Annotated in this window: 4 protein-coding genes; 1 reads left to right on the forward strand and 3 read right to left on the reverse strand. The window is 61.1% G+C overall.

Annotation, left to right across the window (positions count from 1 at the left end):
• Positions 1–303: 303 nt before the first annotated feature.
• Positions 304–1,542, reverse strand: coding sequence for a DUF459 domain-containing protein (locus EOA86_RS20665; RefSeq protein WP_128343334.1), 1,239 nt, complete (start codon positions 1,540–1,542; stop codon positions 304–306).
• A 121-nt stretch (positions 1,543–1,663) separates the two neighbouring features.
• Positions 1,664–2,890 (reverse strand): lytic murein transglycosylase, encoded by a 1,227-nt coding sequence (locus EOA86_RS20670; RefSeq protein WP_128343336.1) that lies wholly within the window; start codon positions 2,888–2,890, stop codon positions 1,664–1,666.
• A 203-nt stretch (positions 2,891–3,093) separates the two neighbouring features.
• Between EOA86_RS20670 and galU the strand changes: the two genes are divergently transcribed.
• Positions 3,094–4,008: a UTP--glucose-1-phosphate uridylyltransferase GalU gene (gene galU / locus EOA86_RS20675; protein ID WP_245485863.1), complete on the forward strand. Its 915-nt coding sequence runs from the start codon at positions 3,094–3,096 to the stop codon at positions 4,006–4,008.
• Positions 4,009–4,161: 153 nt separating this feature from the next.
• On the opposite strand, the gene EOA86_RS20680 is transcribed toward galU, so the two are convergent.
• Positions 4,162–5,325 (reverse strand): outer membrane beta-barrel protein (locus tag EOA86_RS20680; RefSeq protein WP_128343338.1); only part of this gene is annotated, 1,164 nt, incomplete at its 5' end.

Genomic DNA, 5,325 nt, shown 5'->3' on the forward strand with positions numbered 1-5,325 from the left:
CGAAAAGCTCTATGCGGCGGGCGATGTGCGCCGCGGTCAATCGCTGGTCGTCTGGGCGATCCGCGAGGGTCGGCAGGCGGCTCGTTCGATCGACGAGGCGCTGATGGGATCAAGCGTGCTGCCGCGCTGAGTCTGTCTCGAGCGCTACTCCTGCGGCCATCTGAAGGCGCTTTCTGCCCTTCCGGTGCCCGGGGCAGGTTTAATGCATGTCGCGCAAAAGTGTGCAGCGGTTTTGCGATAACGACATGCTTAAAAACAACAACCTAAAGCGCGTCGCATGAGGCCGGTCACACGCGACGCGCTTTAGGGAGTGATCGCCGTGGTCGTTTCGGTTGCGGCCGCCGCCGCAGGCTGTCCCCTGGGCGGCCAGGAAAAATCGTCGGCGCGGCCGGGCGAAGCAGCGGGCCCCTTGCCCTCGACGACAAGTTTTTCGCCGGGCCCGTCCGCCTTCGCCGGCGATGCGGCGCCGAGAAGTTCAGAACCGCCATCGAGCGCCGGATCGTTGAGCAGCATCGGCACGGTGCGATCGACGGCCATGGGTGCCGGTGCCGGCGCCCCGACGGGAGCGCCCGCTGGCGCGTAAGCTGCCGGTGTGCCCGTGGGCGCGGTCATTCCAAGGATCTTCATCAAGGATTTTTCGGCATAGAAGGCGAGCTTGCGTTTGCCGGCTTTCGACACATAGATGCCGTCGTCGGTGCGCAGGCGCACCGGCTGGCCGTTGATATCAGGTCCGCTGGTGACAAAGGCGCCGTCCTCGTCGACGAAACCGTCCCAGATGTCGACGAATTCGCCGCCATGGCTTTCGGCCGTCGAACGGTAAATGTCGTTGAAAGCCAGCATGTCTGAGGTCATCTTCGGCGCCTTGAATGCCGGCATGCCGACCCATAGATACGGCACCTTGGCCGCTGCAATGGCGTTACCGAACGCTTCGGTCCGGCGTTCGTATTCCGTGGTCCAGGCCTCGGACCGCGGCTGTTCGCGTTCCCCGTTCACGCGCATTTGCTGCCGATCGTTGGAGCCCAGCATGACGATTACGGCCGCGGGCTTTTCGGTCTCGATCAGCGACTTGATCTGTTCGGGCCAGTTGTAGAAATCGTCACGCACGAAACCGGACGAACCGTTGCTGCGGACGACGATCTTGACGTTGGTGTTTTCGGCAAAGGCGGTATCGAGACCTTCGCCGAGGCCGCTCGCCATGAAATCGCCGACCACCAGAACGGTGCGAGCATCCGGCGCCTTCTCGACAATCGGGGTTGCCGGCTCAGCCGGCCGGCGCGGCGCGGCGCGGGGCTTTCTTGCTTTTAGCTTCCGTGGCCCGGCCCTCTGGATCTGTCGCGGTGGTTCCATCCACTCGGTTCGGCCCACCCGCTCGCTTCGGCGCAGAAACAACAAGTCGCGCAGCGACCAGCCTCGCCTTTGTTCTTCCTGCGCCACGGCCGGCGTGTGAAAGACGGCGGCAGTGCTGACGGCCAGAACGGCACTAGCCAGAACCAGGATCGGCACGCGACGAAGGATCACCCTGATACGCCCAGCCGAAACCAATTACCCTCTCCATCCCTTAAGAGCGCCGGACCCTCAACCGTGCCGCCGCTCAATCTTTTTTGAGCATCGGATTTTCCCAAAACCGGTTTGGGTCGATGCTCCAGGTCTGCCCTATGCGAGGCTAGTTCTGCCTGAGCCATTTGAGCACTTCCATGCTCGGATGTCCGTCCTGGGTCAAGCCAGCCTTCGCCTGGAAGGCCATGATGGCGGCTTTCGATCCCTCGCCGATCTTGCCGTCGAACTTGCCGTTATAGTAGCCGTACTGGGAAAGCCGCTGCTGAAGCTCTTGCCTCTCCTCGAAGGAGAGCTTTGTGAAAGGCCGCTTCCAGTCCTGCACCAGCCCACCATGGCCGGCGATTTCGTCGGCAAGAAGCCCAACGGCAACCGCGTATTTGTCGGCATTGTTGTAGCGCTTGATGACCGAAAAATTCTTGATCATCAGGAAAGCCGGGCCGCCGCGGCCGCCTGGCACCTTCAGCGTGGCCTTCTCCGCGCTATTCTTGAACGGCTTGCCGTTGACACGCCTGACACCCAGCGCTTGCCATTGCGACAGTGACTTCGATCCGGCCGGGAACTTCTTTCCGTCGGGAAGGCTGACTTCATAGCCCCAGGTCTTGCCGGCCTGCCAGCCGTTCTTCTTGAGCAGATTGGCGGCCGTTGCCAACGCATCGGGAATCGAATTCCAGATGTCGCGCTTGCCATCGCCGTCCATGTCGACCGCATAGGCCTGATAGCTGGTGGGAATGAACTGGGTATGGCCCATGGCGCCGGCCCATGAGCCGCTGAGGTGGCGTTTGTCGATGTCGCCCCTTTGCAGGATTTTCAGCGCCGCGATCAACTGGGTGCGGGCAAATTTCGATCGTCTCGAGTCGGCATAGCCAAGCGTTGCCAGCGAACGCACGACATTGCGCATGACATCGTCGCGCTTAAGGATTTCGCCGTAATTCGATTCCATAGACCAAATTGCCAGCAGGATATGACGGTCAACGCCGTATTTTGCCTCGATCCTGTCCAGCCACGGCTTCCACTTCCTGGCCATCTGCTGGCCTACAGCGACCGACTGGTCATGGACGCGGTTGTCGAAATAGTCCCAGGCGGGCGCGGTGAATTCGGGTTGATAACGCGCTTTTTCCAGCACGACCGGGTCGGCATCGCTGATGCCCTCGAATGCCCGGTCGTAAACGGCGCCGGAAACACCGCTCCGCACCGCGGTGGCGCGGAAGCTGGCCACCCATTGCCGGAAACCGGCGTCGGCAAAAGCCGATCCGGTGGGCATCAGCAAGGCAAGCGACAGGCTGGCGGCCGCAACGATGCTTGTGAAGCGCTTTGCGGCGTTGCGAACGGACATCTTTTCCTCCTTCTTCATCACAGGAAGACTATTCATCGCCGAACCCGGTTAGCATTTAGTTTACCATAGGTGGCGTTGGGAACGAAAAGGCGGGTTGGTGCTTTACAGACTACGAATTTCTTCTGACCAGCCGTTCCATAATCCTCGATTCCGGCACGAAAATGTCTTGAAGCGGGATTGCCGAACAGGCTTAGAAGCGGATAATTGACAGCATGAAGAGAGTTCGCAAGGCAGTTTTCCCGGTCGCCGGTCTCGGCACGCGTTTTCTCCCGGCCACCAAGGCCATACCCAAGGAAATGCTGACCGTCGTCGACAGGCCAGTCATCCAGTATGTGGTCGACGAGGCACGCGAAGCCGGGATCGAGCATTTCATCTTCGTGACCGGCCGCAACAAGGCGGTCATCGAGGACCATTTCGACGTCCAGTTCGAACTCTATGACACGCTCGCCCAGCGCGGCAAGGACGACGAGCTCGCCCGCCTGCAGCGGCTGCAACCCTCGCCTGGGCAGACCAGCTTCACGCGCCAGCAGGTGCCGCTCGGCCTTGGCCATGCCGTCTGGTGTGCCCGCGAACTGGTCGGCGACGAGCCCTTCGCGCTGCTTTTGCCTGACATGATCATGCAGTCGGAAAAAAGCTGCATGAAAGAGATGGTCGAGCTTTATGCCGAGACCGGCAACAACATCGTCGCGGTTCAGGAATGCGACCCCGCCGAGGCCCATAAATACGGCATCGTCGGCCGTGGCGAGGATACACATCACGGTTTCCGTATCACCGGTATGGTGGAGAAGCCGAAGACCGGCACGGCACCCTCCAATCTATACATCAACGGGCGCTACATCCTGCAGCCGGAGATATTTGGGATTCTTGAGGGCCAGGAGAAGGGCGCCGGCAACGAGATACAACTCACCGATGCGATGCTGAAGCTGGAGAAGCAACAGCCCTTTTATGGGTGTCACTACCAGGGGCGCACCTTCGATTGCGGATCGCCGGAAGGCTTTGTCGAGGCCAATGTCGCCTTCGCGCTGTGGCGCAGCGACATAAACGGACGCATGGCGGGCGTTATCCGCCAGCTTTTCGACGAGATGAAACTTTCAGAGCAACGGGGCGCGGCGTTCTAGCTATGTCGCCCAAAAGCATGCCCTCGGGCTTGAACCGATGGTGCGCAACGGTTTTGGGACAACGACAAGCATAAGAACAAGGTTCTCAAAACCACCGTTCCCGCCACGGCCTGACTTGAATCTCGACATGCCCCAAACCTTCAACGGTTTGCTTTACGGCTGCAGTGTCACCCCGACGAAGATGCTGTGGGCGGTGTAGTCGCGGCCCTCCAGATTGCTGGTCTGTTTTTCAGTTCTGGCGCGGGTGGTCAGTCCGGCATACCGGTTCAGCCACCATGTCAGTCCGGCCTCGGCGCTCAGCGTCAGATCATGGCCGTCCGACCCGATGTAGTCGCGCCAGTCCACGCCGAGAGCTGCGTTCCCGATCAGGTTGGCACGGATTTCCCGCTCGCCGGTGAGGCGGCCGGAGTAAAGGATGTCGCCGCTTTCGTTGGCGGTCGTTGTACCCTCGACGATCGTCTGCCCGGTGAGGCCGATCGTGGTGCCGCGTTCCGGCGACCATCTGAGGTCGGCGTTCACCGTGGCACCCGAAATTGCCGGCAGGCGGTCGTCGTCAATCGCCTCCCGCAGCCAGCCGGCCGAGAATTCGCCGGCAAGCTTCTCGCCAAGATCGACCTCGGCGCCGGCCCGAACGCCAAGCCGCGTCGAGGATCGTTCGAAACCATTGGTGTCGACGCGCAAATCATAGACCCGGCGGCCGATTTCAACCTCGGTGAAGGGAGTGATAGCGGGGGAAATCTCGTAGCCGCTGCGCAAAGTGGCGGTATAGAGCGTCGAGTCGCGGTCTTTCTGCGACAGCGTGCCGCCCGTCGAAAGCTTAGCGTCGCCGTAAATGTCGTGTTCGACAGCGCCGGTCAGGGCGAAGCGCATCTTGCCGGCATCCTTCTCGAGCGCAAGGCTGCCGTCAATGGTCTGGCGCACCGGCTGCTCGACGGTGCCTTCGATGACGACTGGCGATGAAGCCGATTCGGGCGCCGCCTCGTAACCGAGCTTGGCGATAGCGCGCAGATCGTTGTCGAGGTCGACATTGAGCGTGCCATCGACACGGCCCCGTGCCTCCTGAACCTCGTCGCCCGATATAGTCTTGAGAAAGGTGCCGTAGCCGTCGATGACAGCCAAATTCTCCCGCCAGTCGGAGATGGCATTGAAGCGCAGCGTCGTTTCCGACAGCAGGGCCGGCTTGCCTTCGCTGCTTGAATCGGCATTTGATGACGCCGTCAGGCCTTGCTCGAGCGTTGGCCTGATCACGAAGGAGCCGAGTTTGATGCCGGTGGCGGCGAACGGGTCGTCCTCGGCGCTTTTATCCCTGCCTTCGAT

The sequence above is a fragment of the Mesorhizobium sp. M5C.F.Ca.IN.020.32.2.1 genome (assembly GCF_004023105.1).
GTDB classification, from domain to species: domain Bacteria; phylum Pseudomonadota; class Alphaproteobacteria; order Rhizobiales; family Rhizobiaceae; genus Mesorhizobium; species Mesorhizobium wenxiniae.